Consider the following 19373-nt stretch of genomic DNA (forward strand, 5'->3'; position numbering starts at 1 on the left):
CATGCAAGAGTTAATCAAAGCCAGCACAGCTGCTGACGGTGTTTTGTTATTAACACTAAACCGTCCAGAGAAAAGAAATGCTTTAAACAATGCAACATTGCAATGTTTATGCGAGTTGCTCGAAGAAGCTGAACATAACGCTCAAGTTAAAGCAGTGGTTTTAACGGGTAACGCTCAATGTTTTGCGGCTGGGGCGGATCTTACAGAGTTGGCTGCTATGGACGCCGTGTCTTTGCAACTCGATATTCGCCCGAAGCTTTGGCAAAAAATTGATGCGTTTAGTAAGCCGCTCATTACCGCCGTCAATGGCTATGCCTTAGGCGCTGGATTTGAGCTGGTTTTGCATTCAGATATGGTGATTTGCGGTGAAAATGCCCGTTTTGCTTTACCTGAAATTGGTCTTGGTATGTTACCGGGTGCAGGCGGGACACAACGTTTAGCACGCTTGGTTGGGCAACAACTCACCATGCGCTGGGCCATGACAGGTGAAATGATTTCGGCAAAACAAGCAGAGCAACATGGCATTTGCAGTCAAGTGGTGCCGACTGAATTAACCGTTGAATATGCGGTTCAACTTGCAGCCAAAATTGCGAAGCAAGCGCCCTTAGCGATTCGCGTGATTAAACAATCAATTAAAAGTATTCATGAAACGACTTTAAGTCAGGGACTCAAGTTTGAACGTCAAAACTTTGTCTGGCTGGCGGCTACAAAAGATCGAAACGAAGGGATTAATGCTTTCTTTGAGAAAAGAAAGCCAGTGTTTAGAGGTGAGTGATGGACTATCAAAATATTATTGCTGAAGAAAAAAATGGTGTTGGCTACCTGACATTTAACCGCCCAAAAGCACTGAATAGCTTTAACGTTGATATGCACCGTGAAGTGGCTGAGGTTTTAAACCAGTGGACCAAAAATCCAGATGTTCGCTGTGTTGTGATTAGTGGTGAAGGCCGTGGCTTCTGTGCCGGGCAAGATTTAGGTGATCGTGTAGTAGACCCAAATGCTGAAGCTCCAGATTTAGGATATTCCATTGAAACTTACTATAACCCGCTCATTAAAACGATTGTAAATATGCCAAAGCCTGTTATTTGCGCCGTAAATGGTGTGGCAGCAGGTGCAGGGGCAAATATTGCGTTGGCGTGTGACTTGGTGATTGCAGCCAAATCGGCAAACTTTGTACAAGCATTTTGTCGCTTAGGTTTGGTTCCAGACTCGGCTGGTACATGGTTTTTACCACGGGCTGTAGGTCATGCGCGTGCGATGGGTTTGACCTTGTTAGGTGACAAGCTCCCAGCAGAAACCGCAAAAGAATGGGGCATGATTTGGGATGTTGTTGAGGACGCTGAGCTTAAAACAAAAGTCACGGAACTCGCAGAACGTTTAGCGAAACAGCCTACTTTTGGTCTATCTCTTATTAAAAAAGCAATTCATCAATCAAGCAACAACACCTTTGATGAGCAAGTGCTATTAGAGCGTGACTTACAACGTATTGCGGGTCGTTCAGAAGATTATCGTGAAGGTGTACAAGCCTTTATGAATAAACGTGAACCAAATTTTAAAGGGCGCTAAGCATGGCAGATTTAGACTTATCTCGTGCCCGAATTGCCGTCATTGGTTCTGGCACCATGGGCATCGGCATTGCCCAGTTAGCCATCATCAATGGGCACTCGACCATTTTATATGATTTAGATGCTCAAAAAGCGCAACAAGCCGTTGAGGGCTTGGGGCAGACGTTTAAAAAGCTGGTTGAAAAGAGCAAGCTCACACAGCAGCAAGCTGATGAAGCCTTAGCGCGTTTAACTGTGGTGAATCAAGTTGAAGCGCTACGTGATGCTGACTTGGTTATTGAAGCAGTCGTTGAGAAAAAAGAAGTTAAACAGTCTTTATTTAAACAACTTGCTGAAATTTGTAGTGCGCAAACCATTTTTGCAAGCAATACATCTTCAATTTCAGTGACTGCAATTTCGGCTGGCATTGCTCACCCTGAGCGTGTGGTCGGTTTACACTTTTTTAACCCTGCGCCAGTGATGAAACTGGTTGAAATTGTGCAAGGCTTAAAGACACCAAACAGCTTATGTTTGGCTTTAAAAAACTTAATGCTCGGCTGGAAAAAAATTCCAGTATTAACCAAGTCGACTCCTGGGTTTATTGTTAACCGAATTGCACGTCCGTTTTATGCAGAAGGCTTTAGAGCACTGCAAGAACAAGTCACTAGCTACGACCAGCTAGACTATGCGTTAAAGCAATGTGGCGGTTTTGCGATGGGGCCGTGTGAACTCACCGACCTCATTGGGCAAGATGTTAACTTTTCGGTGACCCAAAGCGTTTACCAAGAGTTTTTTTACGAACCACGCTATCGTCCGAGCCTAATTCAAAAAGAATTAGTCGATGCAGGAGCTTGGGGCCGTAAGTCAAAACAGGGCTTTTATCGCTATAACGAAAAAAATCAGTACGAGACATTTCAACCTAAAGCTTTGGCTACCAAGCCAGTTGATGCTCATATTCAGTTAAAAGGTGCTTGGTCTCAGCTACCTGCTTTTCTAACGCGTTTAGGTTTAAAAAGTGGATCTGCAAGCGATGACAATATGCTTCAAATTGATGATATCGATTTACGTTTAAGCCAAGGTGAGTCAGCCAATATTCATTACTTAAGCCGTAAAGTGGTTTTAATGGATTGGCATCATGATTTTGCGCAGGCAGAGGCTTTAGTACTCAGCCATAACGAGCTTTGTGACACGAGTGATCTGGCAAAAGTTGAAGCTTACTTTGCGCAGTTTGGTATGAGCGTGATGTGGATTAAAGACCATCCAGCACTGTTAACCTTACGCACCATCGCTTTACTCATTAATGAAGCATGCGAAGCAAGTTTACATGGTGTTGCGAGTCTGGAAGATATTGATAATGCCATGAAATATGGAGTGAATTATCCTAAGGGTCCTTACCAGTGGTTGACACAAATGGGCGGCACTTATGTGCTCCAAACTTTAAATAATTTATATGCACTATATGGAGAGGAAAAATATCGCGCGAGTATCTACCTCAAGCAATATGTAGCGAAAACTCAAAACATTGCTACTCAATATTCACGTGATATGACCGAATTTGCATAATCAGGAGTCAACATGGAAGACGTTTTAATTTGCGATTTTATTCGTACCCCAATTGGACGATATGCAGGTGCCTTAAGTGTTGTACGTGCAGATGATTTAGCTGCATTGCCCATTAAATATTTAAAAGATAAACACCCGAACCTGCCGTGGAATACGGTAGACGAAGTATTTTTAGGATGCGCTAACCAAGCAGGTGAAGACAACCGTAACGTTGCACGTATGGCAACACTCTTGGCAGGCTTACCTGATACAGTGCCAGCCATGACTATCAATCGCTTATGTGCATCGGGCTTAGATGCGGTAGGACTTGCAGCACGCTCAATTAAAGCAGGTGAAGCACAGTTCGTTTTGGCAGGTGGTGTTGAGTCGATGAGCCGTGCGCCATTTGTACAAGCTAAACCAACAGAAGCGTTTAGCCGAACTCCTGAAATTTATGATACAACCATTGGCTGGCGCTTTGTAAATAAGCAACTTAAAGCACAATACGGCACCGACAGCATGCCGGAAACCGCTGAAAATGTAGCTGAAAAATATCAAATTAGCCGTGAAGACCAAGATGCTTTTGCATTGCGTAGCCAGCAAAAAACGGCTGCTGCCCAACAAAACGGTTTCTTCAACGACGAAATTTTGCCAGTCGAGATTGTAGACCGTAAGAAAAACGTGAACGTTGTTAATCGAGACGAACATCCGCGTGAAACTACACTTGAAGCACTTGCTAAGCTAAAAGCACCGTTTAAAAAAGAAGGTGGTTCGGTGACTGCCGGAAATGCCTCTGGTGTAAATGATGGCGCTGCGTGTGTGTTAATTACCAACCGTGAATTTGCAGATACACATGGTTTAAAACCTTTAGCACGAGTAATTGGCATTGCAAGTGCAGGGGTTGAACCCAAATATATGGGTATAGGTCCTGTTCCGGCTGTGCAGAAAATTTTAAAGCAGACAGGTTTGACGCTAGATCAGATGGATGTGATTGAGCTGAATGAAGCATTCGCAGCCCAATCTTTGGCTTGTATGCGTGAACTTGGTTTAAAAGATGACGATGAACGCGTTAACCCAAATGGTGGTGCGATTGCGTTAGGGCATCCACTCGGTATGAGTGGTACACGTTTAGTCATTACGGCAACACGTGAGCTAAAAAAACGAGGTGGACGCTATGCACTTTGCACAATGTGTGTAGGTGTTGGACAAGGTGTCGCACTGATTTTGGAAAATTTAAATTAATTCAGACGGTTTTAAAAATTACATAATGAGGAGAGAGGCGATGGACAGCCTTACAACGGATAATGTTGAACAATTAACACTTGCAGAGCTTAGAGAGCTGCAAACTAAACGGTTAAAACAAACCCTGACTTTTGTATATGAAAATAGTCCGGTCTATAAGAAAAAGTTCGATGACGCAGGTGTACATCCTGATGACTTCGTAACTTTAGACGATCTGGCGAAGTTTCCATTTACCACCAAACAGGATTTAAGAGATAACTATCCGTTTGGGATGTTTGCCGTACCGCAAGAGCAAATTGTGCGTTTACATGCATCATCAGGCACAACGGGTAAACCGACCGTGGTAGGTTATACCCAAAAAGATATTAATACGTGGTCGGACATCGTTGCGCGTTGCTTACGCATGGCAGGTTTAACTGCCAAAGATATGATTCAGGTTGCTTATGGCTATGGACTCTTTACAGGTGGTCTAGGCGCACATTATGGCGCCGAGCGCTTAGGTGCAACGGTTATTCCAATGTCTGGCGGCCAAACTGAAAAGCAAGTTCAGCTCATTCAAGACTTTAAACCTACTGCAATTATGGTTACGCCATCGTATTGCGTGAGCATTATTGAAAAGCTGGAACAACAATTTGGTACTGCACGTAATACGTCTTTAAAAGTCGGTATTTTTGGTGCTGAACCATGGACCAATGAACTTCGCCGTGAAATTGAAGAACGCCTCAATATTAAAGCACTCGATATTTATGGTTTGTCTGAGGTGATGGGTCCGGGTGTTGCCATGCAATGTCTAGGTGAGGGCGAAGGGCTAACCATTTGGGAAGATCATTTCTACCCAGAAATTATTAACCCTGAAACAGGTGAAGTCTGTAAAGATGGCGAACTTGGCGAGTTAGTCTTTACGACCATTACCAAAGAAGGCTTACCGATTATTCGTTACCGTACCCGTGATTTAACCCGTTTACTCGCTGGAGAAAATCTGGCGATGCGTAAGATGGATAAAATTGTGGGCCGAAGTGACGACATGCTTATTATTCGCGGCGTGAACGTTTTCCCGACCCAGATCGAAGAGCAAATTTTGCAAGTTCCGCATTTAGTTCCAAATTATGAAATTTTGGTGACTAAAAAAGGCCATATGGATACTTTGCATATTCGTACAGAGATGTGTCATAACTGTACTATACAGGCCAATCAACTTGCTCAGGAGTTGATGAAACGTATTAAAACCATGATTGGGATTAGCGTTACTGTAGAAGTTGTTACAGAAGCGACCTTACCTCGTTCGGAAGGTAAGGCAAAGCGGGTAATCGATATGCGTCAGATTGCTTAACATCAAGATCATTCAGGGTATAGAATCTATACCCTGAAACTAAACGCCAAGACATGAGTATGAGTGCAAAAATACAGCAAATAATTGATTCTGTTGTAAAGAATGAAACCTTAAGTGGAACTTCGCTTATTTCGACAATTTTTGGAGATTCAGTACTTCATCGGGGTGGAAACATTAGTCTTGCAAGCCTGATTCAGTTATTAGAGCTATTTGGTTTTAATGACCGCGCTGTAAGAACCTCTGTTTTTCGTTTAGTTAAAAATGATTGGTTATGTTCAGACAAAATCGGCAGAACCAGTTTTTATCGCATTACCGATTCGAGCCGTTCGACTTATTTGCAAGCCGAGCAACGTATTTATAACGACCAGATGAAAGAGTGGGACCATTATTGGGATCTTATTCTGATGTCTAGTCTCGACACTGAAAATAAAGCGTTGCTGAAGAAAGAACTCGAATGGTTAGGGTTTGCCAATATTTCGACAAACTTAATGGCTTATCCGGGTTGTAACCGTATTGAGCTGCAACGGTTGTTGGTTGACTTAAATATGAGTGAGCAAGTGGTGGTGTTTAAAGCCGAAACATTGCAGCTCTTTAATAATTCGGTCGATACCATTGGTCGTATGCTCAGAACTAATTGGCCAATCGATGAATTACGTCAAAGGTATCTACAGTTTCTCGATATTTTTAGAGAAATTGGCGTGTTGCTGATGCAGGAAAACGAACAACTCGAACCTGTTCAGGCCTTTCAGATTCGAACTTTGCTGATTCATTATTATCGACGGATTTTATTGAAAGACCCTGCATTGCCGCTTGAATTGTTGCCAACTGACTGGCCTGCGATTAGTGCACGAACTTTATCAATGAATATTTATAAAAAAGTATTTGAACCTGCGGATGAATACTTCTTGTCTGTTGCCGCAACAGCAGAAGGACCAATGCCAAATGCCACAGCACACTATTGGCGCCGTTTCGGAGGTTTGGTTGCGACAAATGAGAGGTTAAATCATGCCTTGTTATAGTATTGACGGTGTTATTCCAGTCGTTAGCCCAGAGGCTTTTGTACACCCAACCGCTGTTTTAATTGGTGATGTGATTATTGAAGCGGGTGTATATGTGGGGCCATTTGCCTCGTTGCGTGCAGATTTTGGTCGTATTCATATTAAGCAAAATGCCAATATACAAGATAACTGCACCGTACATGGCTTTCCACAAAGCGTGACTTTAGTTGAGGAAATGGGGCACATTGGGCATGGGGCAATTTTGCATGGCTGCCGCATTGGTAAAAATGTTTTGGTCGGCATGAACAGCGTAATTTTGGACTACGCAGAAATTGGTGAAAACACCATTATTGGTGCAAATAGTTTAGTCAAAACCAAAGATATAATTCCGGCAAATGTACTGGCAATGGGCAGTCCTGCCAAGGTTGCACGTGATTTATCAGAACAAGAAAAAAAGTGGAAAACTAGAGGCACGCAAGAGTACATTGAGCTTGCACAGCGATGCTTAAATTCAATGCAAGAAGTTCAGCCTTTAAGCTCAGAGTTGGATGAGCGCCTGACCTATAAGGACTTTCGTTCTTCAAACTATCAGATTAAACAAGATAGTGTTTAACGGCTTTTAATCAGTCGATCTCAATACATATAGGTTTATAACAGTTAGGGAATACTCGCACGAGTAGGGAGACGTTTGTGCAAAAAATGGAAACCACTGCGGTTGATCAATTCGCAGAGCTATTGGGTGTACAAGTGCTGCATCGCAGTTTTGATGAAGCGCGTTGCCAGCTTAATGTGAAAGACGAACACATGAATGCATTGGGTGGCGTACATGGTGGTGTTATATTTTCTTTAGCCGATATTGCTTTTGCGATGGCTTGTAATGCAGGGGATGCGCCATATACAGGCTTACAAGCGGATATTCGCTATATGAGTGGTGCGAAAGATAAAGTGTTATTTGCAACGGCAACCAAGGTCGGAAGTAGTAAAAAATTCGCGCATTATGAAGTGTTGATAACAGATGGTTTAAATAACAAAGTCGCTTTGTTTACATCTACGTGTTACAGACTGGCGCCGTGATATGGGGTAGGTTTTGAAAAAAGCCCCTGTGAAAGCAGAGGCTTTTTATTAATAAGTAAAATTGGCTAGATACTTTATAAACCTTATTTAAAAACCTCTATATATCAAATTTATTTTCTATTTTTTTAAGGTTGCTATCTTTAAGAATGTTGCGAATATGTTCAATTAATTCCTTATTTAATCTTTTAATGTCTTCAATTTTAGTTTCTTCATATTTTCTATGTTTAAATATCCAATTAACAAAGTTATCTGATTCTTCATAAAAATTTTGATCTGTTAGGTTATATTTGAAATTTAAAGGTAAGATTAATGAATCTTCTTTGTAAGAAGAGTAATGGTAAATATCAGCCCAATTAATTTTTTTCTTAATTGATAGATTTCTAAAACATCCCCAAGCTGGAAATATAATTCTACATCCTATAGGAGATCTCTTCCCATTAATTTTATCGACAATAAGATCTTTAAATAGTGAATTTGAAATAGGTTGTATATCTCTTTTGTGAAAACATATAATTTCTAATTCATATGTATTGTATTCTTCATAATAATAAAAGTCATCTTTGGTAATTAAGTATTTTATAATTTGAAATAGGCCTTCACGTGATTCATTGGAAATGAAGTTTGGGGGTATTTTATTTTCAAGGTGATTAGTGCTAAATCCATTACAAGTAGAAATTTTTTTAATTTCTTCATTTTTTATTTTAGCTATTAAATCTTTTAATAAAATCGTTTTATCATCTAAAATTATGGGGAATTCATTTAAATAATCTAAATATTTAACATCAATATCATAATATTTTTTATCTGTAAGATGAACTATATAGCTAAATGCTGCAAAAGGTTTTTGTTCTTCATCTAACTCATTGAAATATTTTTCAATATAATTGCATAATCCTTTTTTTAATAAACTTAAAGCTTTTTCGTGAGCATCTGGTAAAATTTTTTCTCTATTATAAGTTAAGAATTTTTCTGATTTGGTGTGATAGAAATCCGCAATATAATCAACACATTCGAAGTATGCGTGTAAGTCTTTAAACTCCTGACCTCTGAAGTAGTTTTTAAAATAATTATGAGAGCTAGAATCATTAAACTCAATGTTTTTAAACAAAATAGACGTTTCTATATCGAAGTATAATTTCTCATCACTCGTGTTTTCATTTAAATTAGAGGAAATAGGAGACTTTAATAGAAAACTATTAATACTATTATGTATTTTAATTGTTTCAATAAAGGATAGATTTGAGTCTTCATCCATAAAATCGAATTCTCTTAGCTTTTTGCTAATTAAAAATTTTTCACTGGATGAATAAGATATGTTGATTGGTAAACTATCAATATCAATCTCAATTATAAACTCAGTACCAAAATCAATATTTTTATTTATTTTTTCAACAACTACACTTTTACTTTTACTATTAAAACTAATTTTTAGTTTTTTATTATCTAAAATAGAATAGGTAGTCATTGTAAATTTGTTGGAAATTAAAAATGCGCTTTGTAAACCAATACCGAATGCTCCTGAGGGTCTAAACCATTTTGGCATTTCTCGAATTCTTCTTTGTTTATCTTTATTTTGAGAAGAACTGCCTATTTCTAACATATATTGTAAATCATTAAAGCTTATACCAGTTCCTTGATCCTTCACCTTTAGTATCCATTGATTTGAGTTTTCTTCTTTCGGTTCGAAAGTTATAGTCATTTTATAATTGTCGTAAATTTCTTTTAATTTAGAATCAGTTGGAATTAAATTTTTAATTTCATCTTTATGTTCAATCCATATTCTATGTAATGTTGAATCAACAGCATTCTGTAAAATTTCACGGATGCAATCAAATTTTGAAGAATATAATCCCGTTCCTCTTACTAATTTTAAAATAGCTTCTTCATTAATCTTAAAGCTTGGCTTTCGTCCTTGATTTAATATTAAGTACGGTTCATCTATATTAACCACAGGTGTCATTAATGTCGGTAAGCGTCCCAATTCTTTAGAAGGTACTATTTGATCCCAGTGTTGAGTTTGTTGATGATATTCTTGCTGTAACCAGTTAAACCAATCATAAGCAGCTTCATAAGATTCAGGGGTAGGGCATAAACATTTTATTTCTATTCGTTCTGAATCGAGTCTAAAATGCTTAATTGAATGATGCTTATCATAATGCGCTTTACTTAAATTTGGTAAGTTATGCCCACACATTGACATCATTACTGGACAAAAACGATTATCATCTATATCTAATAAGTCCCCCATTCTTAATAAACAAGCAACATATAGAGGATGACAATCTTCAGCAGCCATTCCTGCTTCAGCTTTCGGTAAAGATCTTTTTAGATCTTCAAAACTATCACCATGAGATTTACAGATATCAGCAAGAACATCAAATAGTCGTTTAGGTAATAATTCATTTCTTGATGAATTCAAACCAATTTCTTCAACTGGATTCCTTACTATTTTTGCAGAATTTGTAGGATGTTTTTGTCTGTACCATTCGGCTAAAAGCTGAATGTATTGATGAAAAAAGTCATGAGCTGCAGCTTTTTGAGGTAACAAGGCTTTATTTTTAATCCATTTTTTAGCAAATCCTTTTAACTTATCATCACTACTAGCTTTTAAAGAATGTACAAATTCTTCAAATTCAGGAGTGTTCATATCTTCGATTTGTTTTTGAGTAATGACCATCCCGATATCATGATTATATGCTGCTTCTAAAATTAGCCATGTGTCAGTTGCACTCAAGAATTTAATTTTATCTCCCAGTAATCTTTCAATATTTACAATGATTTGTCGTGAATGGGATACATCATGGCGACTATAATGCGGAAAAATAGAACTTACATTTTGCAGAGCTTTGCTAATAAGTTCTTGGTCGAAGCGCCATTGTGATTCTAGTAATTTTAAATGTGGATGCCGATTACAAATTATTCCGAAATGTTTTTCTAGACTATATAATTCCTGACCTGATGAAATTAAGTTATACATTTCGAACTACCTTTGTATTTAATAAGTGCAGATAAAAAAAGAATTTATTTTTAAAAATTAATTTTATAGATGATAAATTATTTTTCTTACTGTTAACAACAGGATTGACTACTTATATTCTAGAAATTTGATTATTGTCTATATAGAATTTTCATTTTAAAAATATCTATTTTCCCACCTCTATCACTCCCACTTAACAATAACTCCTTCATTATTTAGCCTTACTTTTCTAATGATTTAATTTAAATCAAATGTCATTTTGCATGCTTGACTGCAAAAGGGTTGGGCACTATTCTTTGCCTGCTGGCCTACATTGCCAGTCGGTCGTCGCGGACCGCTTGTAAGAACACATCAGATTTATTCCTTTCTGAGGGATACTCTTATGTGTAAACTCCTCGTCTCCTCCCGTTGCGGTAGGATGATCTGACCCCATAAAGTTGGACAGTTAATTAAGCAGTTTTTAAAAACTGATTTCTATATTGTACAGGGGATAAACCTTGTAGCTTCACTTTGATTCTCTCATGATTATAATAATGAATGTACTCTTGTATAGCTTTCTCTAATTCATCAATTGATTGAAATTTTTCACCATGAAAGCATTCCGATTTTAATATTCCAAAGAAGCTTTCTATTACAGCATTATCCAAACAATTTCCCTTACGAGACATACTTTGAATTAAACCATGTTGTTTTAGTTGCTGTTGGTAATGAGCCATTTGATATTGCCATCCTTGATCGGAATGGAGAATTGGTTTTTCATGTCGTTTAAGTTTAGCCAAAGCATGAATGAGCATATCTTTTACTAACTCATAATTGAGTTTGCGTTGGATTCGGAATGTAATAATTTCCCCATTAAATAAATCGATAATCGGGGATAGGTAAAGTTTTTCACCGTTCACATTAAATTCCGTTACATCAGTTGCCCATTTCTGATTTGGTCGATTTGCTTTAAATTGCCGTTTTAAAACGTTATCAGCCACTATCCCGACACAACCACTTTTATATGAGCGATATTTTAGTGCTCTGATACGTGATTTAAGTCCCATAGTTTTCATGAGTCGATATACACATTTATGGTTAATCATTATTCCTGTACTTTTCAGAGCAAGAGTAATTCTACGATAGCCATAGCATCCCTTATGCTTATGGTATATGGACTTAATCTGCTGTTTTAACTCAGTATATTTATCATTAGTACGTACAGCTTTCATGTGGTAGAAATAAGTACTACGGGCTATCTTGGCAATACTGAGTAAGAGCTTTAATGGATAAATTTGCCTTAATTCTGAAATAATTTGAACACTGTCTGCAGTACAAATTGAATTTAAGTACGTTGCTTCAGTTTTAAGGCTTTTAGCTTTTTTAAAAAAGCGACCTCTGCGCGTAAAGCTGTAAGCTCATCAATGAGCTCTTGCTGAGACTTGTCTTTATCATCTCTTGTTGGTTTCACTGTTTTAGTTTTATCTTGCTTAGTCATATTGGTATAAGTCCGTTTAGTATTAAACCCAGCAATCCCTTCTTTATGATACAGAGCTAGCCATCTTCTTAAAATTGACGTCCCGCTCAGATTTAACCGTCTTCTTACTTCTCTTACGGGTATCTTATCAAGAAGCATTTGTATTGCATTGATTTTAAATTCTGAAGAATAATAAGTTTTTTGAATTTTAATATTAAGCCCATCAGTACCATGTGCCTTATAGTTTTCAATCCATAACCGAATGGTTTGGAGATCTACATTAAACTCTTTGGAAAGAATTTTATAGCCTTTACTACCATCTAAATAAGCCTGAATTACTTTGAGTTTTAACTCTTTTGAATGCTTTGGAACTGGCATAGGTCACACCTTATAAGTTTAAAAAGTCTAACTTATGGGGTGCAGTTCAGGACGGGAGAGGGACACCTTCGGGTGTGCTGGAGTCTTACCCAGTCCGCGAACCCTTTCTCGTTCTGCCACCATAATTCCTATTAATGTCTGGCAGAACTCCCAATAAAAAGGAGTTGGCTTTGCACATCCATTATTTCTTGGCTCTCGATGCCAAAAGCTATAACGACACAGCTTAAAAATTTAAAGCAGCTTGATCGCCCCAAGGTTTTCAGGCTTTAAGTCATTACGGCTCAAAAAAACTTAATCAACAATAAAACTTGAGATGTGCCAAGCACAGTCTTTATAGGCTTTGCTGTGCCTTTTTTTCTCCCAAAAAAGTATCTCATTTAGAAGCAACAAGAATTTATAACGGTAAAACTATGCCAAAGTTAGTTCTCCCTACACGTGCCATACAAGTCATTAATACGTCGATTTATTTATTTCACCATTTTGGGTTTCATACGGTTGGGGTCGACAGAATCGTGAAAGAGTGCGGAATTCCAAAAGCGACTTTTTATAACTATTTTCACTCGAAAGAGCGGTTTGTTGAAATCTGTTTAATCGTACAAAAAGAGCGTCTAAAAGAAAAAGTGGTTTTAATTGCTGAGTATGATCAAGACTTAAGCGTGAAGGAAAAACTCAAGAAACTTTATCTTTTACACACCCATTTAGAAGGGCTGTATTATTTGTTATTTAAAGCCATTTTTGAAACAAAACTGACCTATCCAAAAGCGTATCAAGTCGCAATTAAATATAGAACTTGGCTAATCAATGAAATCTATAGCCAACTTAGAGCACTTAAAACCGATGCGACTTTTCAGGATGCAAAGCTATTTTTATATATGATTGAAGGGGCAATTATTCAGCTTTTAAGCTTAGATGGGGCAGATGATCGGGAAAAGGTACTGGATTGTTTTTTGCATAGTTTAGGTAGTTAATGTAATTTGAGGCCTCAGAATGCGCTAGACAATTGATAAATTTAAAAGCCAATTTGTCACCATATCTACGGATGTGGTTTTTTATATTTTTTAACACATTTACTTTATTACTTAATCAGACAAATGTTGAGTTGATAACAAAAAATATTAGACCGGTCGTCTATCAGTCTATATAGTGAGGCCTCACTTTGTTGGCCTTCTAGTTTAAAAGAGAAAATTAATGTCTATTATTCTTCATCATTTAAATGCTTCACGTTCATTTCGCATTCTGTGGTTACTTGAAGAAATTAATCAACCTTATGAATTAAAAAGTTATTTTCGAGATAAAACTACAAATCTTGCACCTCAAGAATTAAAAAACATTCATCCTTTAGGAAAATCACCTGTGATTGAGCTCGATGGAAAAGTAATTGCTGAATCAGGTGCCATTGTAGAAATTTTGATTGAAAAGTTTGCTTCTCAACTTATGCCCGCGAAAGATTCAGACAGTTATCTTGATTATTTACAATGGATTCATTTTTCAGAAAGTTCGGCTATGGTTCCATATTTATTAAATATTTTTAATTCGGCTGAGTTAAAAAATGGCACTCAATTAAAGTTCTTGGATCAATATGCGCATGCTGAGTTGGATAAAGTATTTTCATATTTAGATCAACAATTAGTAGGCAAAAAATTCTTAGTAGACAATTGCTTAACGGGTGCAGATTTTATGATTGGTTTCGTAGTCTATGGTCTAATTAATTCTTTAAATATTCGATCAAAATATCTTAATATTGAACAATATGTAAAAAGTCTAGAAAGCTTAGAAAGCTGGCAAAAAGCCATGTCTATAGAACAAAATCTTCATCACTGAATCAATGCCTAAAATTGCTATAAGTAATTTTTTCAATATTGTTTAGCTGCTCAATTGGCTCGTATTCGTTCTTTCATGAGTTCTCGCAAACCAGCGAGTAAAAGAATTCGCCATTTAAAATCATGAGCTGAAACTCTTGTACCTCTAATTGATGACAAGAGTTTCTATGTCTATTTAAATCACATTTCTGAGTTCATTTGCCGTGTTACGTAGCAATGGCAAAATTTGTTGAACCAAATAATCTTCTTGTACACGGTTAGTTTGAGACATGCAGTTAAGCGCTGCTATGGCTTGACCTTGTGCATTAAATACAGGCACCGCAATCGCAATCACGCCAAGCTCATGTTCTTCTTTAGAAAGACAATAATCCGATAATGAAATGTCCTTAAGCACTTCAAAAAACTTTGACTCATCTACAACGGTAAATGGGGTTAAGCGTTTTAAACCGTAAGTTTTTACCCATGCGTGCTGAGCTTCTTCAGGTAGGGCGGCTACCAATACTTTACCCGTAGAAGTTGCATGGGCAGGCAGTCGGTTTCCTAAATGCATGCCGTAAGGGCTTACGCGTAAATTATCTTGCTGCGGTAAATAACTACGGGCAATCGGTACGACTTCATTATCGTCCAGAACTACAATCGAAAAAGTGAGAGAAGTCTGCGCACACAAAAGATTTAAAAATGATTGAGCAACTTTAGGCAGATGGGCAGAGCTTAAATAAGAACTCGAAAAGCGCAGCACGCGATGGGTGAGCCAAAAGTAATGTTCATCTGTTTCTAAATAGCCTAAGTATTTTAACGTTTTCAGATAACGCCTTGCCGCTGTACGACTAATACCTGTTCGTTCAGCCACTTGAGTCACATTGAGCCGTTGCCGATCTGTTCCAAAAGCTTCCAGTAAAGCTAAGCCTTTTGCTAACCCTGCAATGTAGTCTTCTTGACGAATTTTCTCATGCGAGTTTGGGTGCTCTAAAAAAGCATCGAGAGAAGGCATCCTTTCATTCCTGTTATTTTGGTTGTTTCTGTCCGCTATTCGGACAAACTAAATGATAAACGGTTATTTTCGTCTTGGATACATAGTGCACAAAACTTAAAGCCAGTAATTTAAAAGTCAGGATGAAACAAGGATGAAGTTATGGATATTTTAAAGACACAGGTTGCAATTATTGGTTCTGGACCAGCAGGGTTATTGCTTGGGCAACTTCTATATAAAGCTGGAATCGATCATATTATTGTTGAGCAACGTAGTGCTGAATATGTGGCTTCACGGATTCGTGCAGGAATTTTAGAGCAAGTTTCAGTCGATTTACTTAAACAAGCAGGCGTTGACCAAAATTTAAAAGACAAAGGATTACCGCATTCAGGCATTGAAATCTTGACCAATGGAGTAAAACATCGGGTTGATTTGGCCGCACTAACAGGTGGTAAACAAGTGACCGTATATGGTCAAACCGAAGTGACTAAAGATTTAATGACTGCGCGTGAAGCAGAGCAGCTGACTTCATTTTATGAAGCTCAAAATGTACAAGTGAAAGATTTTTACACTGCACCAAAAGTTGAGTTTGAATACCAAGGTAAAGCCTTTCAAATTGAGTGTGACTTTATAGCAGGTTGTGATGGCTACCATGGTGTCTGCCGTGCCAGCGTACCTGAAGATAAGATTAAGACTTTTGAAAAAGTTTATCCGTTTGGCTGGTTAGGTGTGTTGGCAGATGTTCCACCTGTGGCCGATGAATTGATTTACGTACAGTCAGAACGTGGATTTGCTTTATGCAGTATGCGTTCTGAAACGCGTAGCCGTTATTATTTACAAGTGCCTTTAACAGATCATGTAGAAGACTGGTCGGATGAAAAGTTTTGGGATGAGTTGAAAAACCGCCTAGATCCTGAAAGCCGTGAAAAGCTAGTGACTGGAACCTCTATTGAAAAAAGTATCGCGCCGTTACGTAGCTTTGTGACTGAGCCAATGCGCTTTGGAAAACTATTTTTAGCAGGCGATGCTGCGCATATTGTTCCACCGACAGGAGCAAAAGGACTCAATCTCGCGGCTTCTGATATTGCTTACTTATCAAGCGCACTTATTGAATACTATGTTGAAGGTTCAGAACAGGGTATTGATGAATACTCAGAGAAATGCCTACAACGTGTATGGAAAGCAGAGCGTTTTTCTTGGTGGATGACTCATTTATTGCATCGCTTTGAAACTGAAAGTGAGTTTGATCATAAGATTAAACAAGCCGAGCTAAGTTATGTGCTTGGCTCGATTGCAGGTAGAACAACATTGGCTGAAAACTATGTCGGTTTGCCTTATGAGATTAAGCAAATTGATAGTTTTAAGCATGCAAGCTAAAGGCTAGATAAAAAATAAAAAGGGCATGGAAATGCTCTTTTTTTATAAAAGAAATTGGATGGGATAAGTTAGTTTAAGAGATGTGGTCATACTAGAAGTAGCCATGATATTTTTGAATAATAAATTATTAGTTAGCTAGAATAAATAATTTTTAAATATTAAGAGTTGGCGTTATGAAATTTATTTTTAAGAAGTAATTTAATTGGTGGTTCTGATTTTCCTCTTTAAGCTAATTCATTAGCTGTAATATTGATTGAGTTAAGGTCTAATTTTAATATAAATTTAATAAGATGTTCTATTGTGTTGGTTTTATTGATTATATGGAGTGGGTTAAAAGATCTAGTGTAAAATATATTTTTAATAATTATAGAAATGAATGTAGGTTTTCATTTATTATTATATTTTAATTCTGCAATGTAGATTTTAGTTAATAGATAATTTTTTATAAGGTCTTAATTTTATATGAGTTAATACATCTGGTGAAGATCTGGAAATAAATTTTTTTGCTAAATGATGTAATTGGATTATAAAATTAATCATAAGAATTTATGTAAGTAATTATTAACAATTGGGAGTGTCTGGAAAGTATTGGGCTGGAAAATACTAATTTTGACTTAATTAAAGAGGCCAATCTTAAAGTATTATTTTTTAGAAATACTTAATGGAAAGAGTAGCTAATGAATTATAGTTTTTTATCTTTTATTATAACAGTGTTGATTATTAATCTATCACCTGGACCTGCTATGGTTTATGTAATGAATCAATCATTAAAATATGGAATAAAAGCAGGATTAAAGGCAGCAGCAGGAGTAGAGTTTGGTGTCTTCTTCTATGTTTTATTAACGGCATTTGGGTTAATGGTTATCTTTCAAGAAACTCCTATGCTATACAAAGTTATTCAATTTATTGGTGCTTTGTATTTAATTTATTTAGCATATCTGTGTTGGCCCAAACGTAAATCAATAGAAAGCCCAAATATTATTTCTCAAAATTCTACAGAATCCGCCCGCCATACATTTAGTAAAGGAATGTTGATTAATTTGTCTAACCCAAAGATTGGCCTCTTTTTTGTTAGCTTGTTACCACAATTTGTACCTTCAAATTCTCATCCTGCTTGGATGTATTTTCTCTTATATGGGCTAATTTTTAATTTTGGAGGTATTTGTGTCAATATGACCGTTGGTGTAATGGCTCGAAAATTAAAATCTATTATACAGAGAGCTTCATGGTTTGATTATGTTCCGCCACTTTTGTTCTTATCTATTGCTCTTTTAACTATAGTAAGAGTGGGGGCGTAAGTTTATATTTTTGTCATTTCTACTTTTCATTATGATCGCGCTATTACTATTGCTTAAAAATGGCGAGATGGCATTTGTATTTTTAGATTATCTTTATTTTTCTAGTTACGTCGTGTTTGCCTATCTTTGGGCTCGAATGGCTCAAGTTGCCCATGAAAAATTGGCATTAGGTACACAAGAGGAAGCTTTTTATAAAGCGAAGCTAAGCACAGCTAAGTTTTTCTATCAAAAACTTTTGCATCGTACACAAAGTCATGCTGCCGCAATTGAGTCAGGAGCTGAATCTGTCATGGAGCTTGATCAAGAGGCTTTTGCATTCTAGTAAATAGTAGTTTTTTGAGAATCAATGGGTGAAATTTTTATGTGGAATTTTACCCATTGATTAAATTTGTAACTTTAGACTCATGAGTTTTTGGTAGGAAAAACCAATTTAGCCAAGGGAATAGACCATTAATATAAGCATTAAAACGTGAACTTTCATTAAATATTGATGTTCGATAAGGACTAAGGAAAGAAAATCATGAATGCTTATTATCAATTACTGAATAGATCAATTGGTCCTCAAGGTGAAGTTATTGCTCATTATTGCTCAACTGTTCATGCACAAGGCACTTGGAACCCTCATGAACAGCATATGGCACCAGCAAGTGGCTTAATAGCAGCGGAGTTAGAGCAGTTTTCACCACGACAAGGCATGCGAATTGGTCGAATTAGTTTTGATATTTTTGGTCTTATTGCATTTGGTGAATTTACAATTAAGACCCAAGTGATTCGTGCCGGAAAAACAATTGAGCTAATAGAAGCTGAAATGCAAGCACAAGGTAAAACCTGTATTGTTGCCAGAGCATGGCGAATGTGTACTCAAGACAGTTCCGATATTGCTGGGCTTGAAGATCAGCCAGTTCATCATCCAGACTCTTTTACAGAGTGGAAGGGTATGAAAAGATGGCCGGGTGGTTTTATTCAAACATTAGTGACAAAAATTGATGATCAGCATCGCGCAGGTAAAGGTATCGTTTGGCTAAATAATGATAAAGAAATGGTTGAAGGGCAGCTGACCACAGATTTTGCACATTTGATTGGTATGGTGGATACCGCAAACGGAATTGTACCAAGACAAGAAGGTGAATTTACGTGGGGGTTTCCAAATCTTGATTTGCAAATCCACATGCACCGTTATCCGCAAGGTAAATGGTTAGGTTTGGAAACTGTTCAGCAATATGGATCGGATGGGATTGGCTTAACAAGCGCAGTTTTACATGATCTCTATGGCCCATTTGGAAGAAGCGAGCAGATTTTAACTTTACGTAAGATGGCTAAATAAATTTTTGAGCCAATAAAAAAGTCATCCCTGAGGATGACTTTTT

The 19373-nt window shown here is 37.3% G+C and carries 18 protein-coding genes and 1 pseudogene; 15 read left to right on the top strand and 4 right to left on the bottom strand.

Annotated features, from left to right (window positions below; translation table 11 throughout):
* The first annotated feature begins 1 nt into the window (after position 1).
* From ACPF64_RS11250 to ACPF64_RS11290, 9 genes are all read left to right on the top strand, one after another.
* Positions 2-775 carry an enoyl-CoA hydratase-related protein gene (locus ACPF64_RS11250; RefSeq protein WP_426453300.1) on the top strand — a complete coding sequence of 258 codons (774 nt, stop codon included), beginning with the start codon at positions 2-4 and terminating at the stop codon, positions 773-775.
* On the top strand, positions 775-1566 hold the full coding sequence (paaG, locus tag ACPF64_RS11255; protein ID WP_000386298.1) for a 2-(1,2-epoxy-1,2-dihydrophenyl)acetyl-CoA isomerase PaaG: 792 nt from the start codon (positions 775-777) through the stop codon (positions 1564-1566). Before ACPF64_RS11250 ends, paaG begins: the two co-directional genes overlap by 1 nt.
* Positions 1541-1681 carry a zinc ribbon domain-containing protein gene (locus ACPF64_RS11260; RefSeq protein ID WP_426453303.1) on the top strand — a complete coding sequence of 47 codons (141 nt, stop codon included), beginning with the start codon at positions 1541-1543 and terminating at the stop codon, positions 1679-1681. The genes paaG and ACPF64_RS11260 overlap by 26 nt, the downstream gene beginning before the upstream one ends.
* Positions 1623-3107, top strand: a complete 1485-nt coding sequence (locus ACPF64_RS11265; protein ID WP_426456137.1) for a 3-hydroxyacyl-CoA dehydrogenase — start codon at positions 1623-1625, stop codon at positions 3105-3107. The genes ACPF64_RS11260 and ACPF64_RS11265 overlap by 59 nt, the downstream gene beginning before the upstream one ends.
* A 12-nt stretch (positions 3108-3119) precedes the next feature.
* Positions 3120-4328 (top strand): 3-oxoadipyl-CoA thiolase, encoded by a 1209-nt coding sequence (gene pcaF, locus ACPF64_RS11270; protein ID WP_426453305.1) that lies wholly within the window; start codon positions 3120-3122, stop codon positions 4326-4328.
* A 40-nt stretch (positions 4329-4368) separates the two neighbouring features.
* A complete protein-coding gene (gene paaK / locus ACPF64_RS11275; protein ID WP_209830417.1) occupies positions 4369-5658 on the top strand; it encodes a phenylacetate--CoA ligase PaaK in 1290 nt (429 codons plus the stop codon).
* Between the two features lie 53 nt (positions 5659-5711).
* Complete coding sequence (gene paaX, locus ACPF64_RS11280; RefSeq protein WP_000062822.1) at positions 5712-6677, top strand: phenylacetic acid degradation operon negative regulatory protein PaaX; 966 nt, start codon at positions 5712-5714, stop codon at positions 6675-6677.
* Positions 6664-7269, top strand: a complete 606-nt coding sequence (locus ACPF64_RS11285; protein ID WP_426453307.1) for a DapH/DapD/GlmU-related protein — start codon at positions 6664-6666, stop codon at positions 7267-7269. The genes paaX and ACPF64_RS11285 overlap by 14 nt, the downstream gene beginning before the upstream one ends.
* A 77-nt stretch (positions 7270-7346) precedes the next feature.
* A complete protein-coding gene (locus ACPF64_RS11290) occupies positions 7347-7730 on the top strand; it encodes a PaaI family thioesterase (protein WP_426453309.1) in 384 nt (127 codons plus the stop codon).
* 97 nt (positions 7731-7827) lie between these two features.
* Here ACPF64_RS11290 and ACPF64_RS11295 read toward each other — a convergent pair whose 3' ends face one another.
* The 3 genes from ACPF64_RS11295 to ACPF64_RS11305 form a co-directional block, all read right to left on the bottom strand.
* Complete coding sequence (locus ACPF64_RS11295; protein ID WP_426453311.1) at positions 7828-10707, bottom strand: HD domain-containing protein; 2880 nt, start codon at positions 10705-10707, stop codon at positions 7828-7830.
* A gap of 449 nt (positions 10708-11156) precedes the next feature.
* Entirely contained in the window at positions 11157-12026 is an 870-nt protein-coding gene (locus ACPF64_RS11300; RefSeq protein WP_426456114.1) for an IS3 family transposase, read from the bottom strand.
* Between the two features lie 5 nt (positions 12027-12031).
* Positions 12032-12541 (bottom strand): helix-turn-helix domain-containing protein, encoded by a 510-nt coding sequence (locus ACPF64_RS11305; protein WP_270902241.1) that lies wholly within the window; start codon positions 12539-12541, stop codon positions 12032-12034.
* A 410-nt stretch (positions 12542-12951) separates the two neighbouring features.
* Between ACPF64_RS11305 and ACPF64_RS11310 the strand changes: the two genes are divergently transcribed.
* A complete protein-coding gene (locus tag ACPF64_RS11310) occupies positions 12952-13509 on the top strand; it encodes a TetR/AcrR family transcriptional regulator (RefSeq protein WP_426453313.1) in 558 nt (185 codons plus the stop codon).
* Positions 13510-13729: 220 nt separating this feature from the next.
* Positions 13730-14362, top strand: coding sequence for a glutathione S-transferase family protein (locus ACPF64_RS11315; protein WP_426453315.1), 633 nt, complete (start codon positions 13730-13732; stop codon positions 14360-14362).
* 174 nt (positions 14363-14536) lie between these two features.
* On the opposite strand, the gene pobR is transcribed toward ACPF64_RS11315, so the two are convergent.
* Positions 14537-15352, bottom strand: coding sequence for an IclR family transcriptional regulator PobR (pobR, locus tag ACPF64_RS11320; RefSeq protein ID WP_426453317.1), 816 nt, complete (start codon positions 15350-15352; stop codon positions 14537-14539).
* Positions 15353-15493: 141 nt separating this feature from the next.
* Here pobR and pobA point away from each other — a divergent pair, with 141 nt between their 5' ends.
* From pobA to ACPF64_RS11340, 4 genes and pseudogenes are all read left to right on the top strand, one after another.
* The gene (pobA, locus tag ACPF64_RS11325) at positions 15494-16708 is read left to right on the top strand and encodes a 4-hydroxybenzoate 3-monooxygenase (RefSeq protein WP_426453319.1); all 1215 of its coding nucleotides are present in this window, start codon (positions 15494-15496) and stop codon (positions 16706-16708) included.
* 677 nt (positions 16709-17385) lie between these two features.
* Complete coding sequence (locus ACPF64_RS11330; protein ID WP_426453321.1) at positions 17386-18006, top strand: LysE family translocator; 621 nt, start codon at positions 17386-17388, stop codon at positions 18004-18006.
* Positions 18007-18088: 82 nt separating this feature from the next.
* A pseudogene (locus ACPF64_RS11335) lies at positions 18089-18328 on the top strand (acyl-CoA dehydrogenase C-terminal domain-containing protein); the annotation flags it as partial.
* Positions 18329-18526: 198 nt separating this feature from the next.
* A complete protein-coding gene (locus tag ACPF64_RS11340) occupies positions 18527-19330 on the top strand; it encodes a thioesterase family protein (protein WP_209830545.1) in 804 nt (267 codons plus the stop codon).
* The last annotated feature ends 43 nt before the right edge of the window (positions 19331-19373 follow it).

It is taken from the genome of Acinetobacter sp. KB005, from assembly GCF_049949095.1.
GTDB lineage: Bacteria > Pseudomonadota > Gammaproteobacteria > Pseudomonadales > Moraxellaceae > Acinetobacter > Acinetobacter calcoaceticus.